Source organism: Marinococcus sp. LNHM4E3-1, from assembly GCF_056034405.1.
The window spans coordinates 1-1056 of the sequence record NZ_JBQLID010000035.1; the positions used below are offsets into that span (position 1 = coordinate 1).

Sequence of the window (1056 nt, forward strand, 5' to 3'; positions counted from 1 at the left end):
CTTGAATTGTAATATTAAGCGCAACACCTAAAAAATAAAAAACACCCATGGTATCCCAGTGTAAAATGAAAGTACCACCAAACACTCACACGGAGGGATACCATGAGCTACTCTCATCTTACCATGATCGAACGCGGGCAACTAGAGGCTCTGACGAGCCTCCACTGGTCCACCCGTCGGATTGCGGCTTTTCTGGGCCGGCATCCATCAACCATTTCCCGGGAACGCCGGCGCCAGGCCTCTTCCGTTACGTATCAGGCTCACCGAGCGCAGGAATCCTATCATCAGCGCCGGAAGGCCTGCGGGCGAAAAAGCCAGGCGACGCCCGAACTGCTTCAGGTCATTAGTCATCATCTCTATGCCACCTGGTCGCCCGAACAAATCGCGCGGTATGCCCCGGAGATCACGGTAGGATGCCGGACCATTTACCGATGGCTGTATCAGGGGCTGGTGGTTCAGGGGGACCTGCGATGCCTCCGCCAGAAAGGCAAACGGAAGAAGGCAAGGGAAACCCGAGGCCGCTTTACCATCGGCCGGCGCATCGAAGAACGTCCTGCCGTCGTAGATACCCGGCAAACCTTCGGGCACTGGGAAATGGATACGATCGTGTCCTCACGCGGAAAAAGCAAAGGCTGTTTGGTCACGCTCACCGAACGCAAAAGCCGGTACCTGTTGGCTGTTCCGATGCCGGACCGCCGGTCCGGGACCGTGGCTGCCGCCGTGGAAACGCTGATGGACCAGTATCCCCGCGGTGTCTTCGAAAGCATGACCGTGGATCGGGGCAAGGAGTTTGCCTGCTTTCCCGCCCTCGAAGCCCGGGGCGTGCCCGTTTATTTTGCCGACCCCTACGCCGCCTGGCAGCGGGGGACCAATGAAAATACCAACGGTCTTCTCCGGGAATTTTTCCCGAAGGGCATGGATTTGGCTCGCCTGACCCGGAAGGAAGTCGACTACGTGACCGGACTGATTCAACGTCGCCCCAGAAATTGTTTGCATGGGAAAACCACGGAAGAAGTGTTTCACGAAGAAGTGTTGCGCTTAAATTGACAATCTAAG

The 1056-nt window shown here is 56.7% G+C and carries 1 protein-coding gene; it reads left to right on the forward strand.

Annotation, left to right across the window (positions count from 1 at the left end):
• The first annotated feature begins 102 nt into the window (after positions 1 to 102).
• Complete coding sequence (locus tag ACTRXI_RS16280; protein ID WP_474264284.1) at positions 103 to 1047, forward strand: IS30 family transposase; 945 nt, start codon at positions 103 to 105, stop codon at positions 1045 to 1047.
• Positions 1048 to 1056 lie beyond the last annotated feature (9 nt).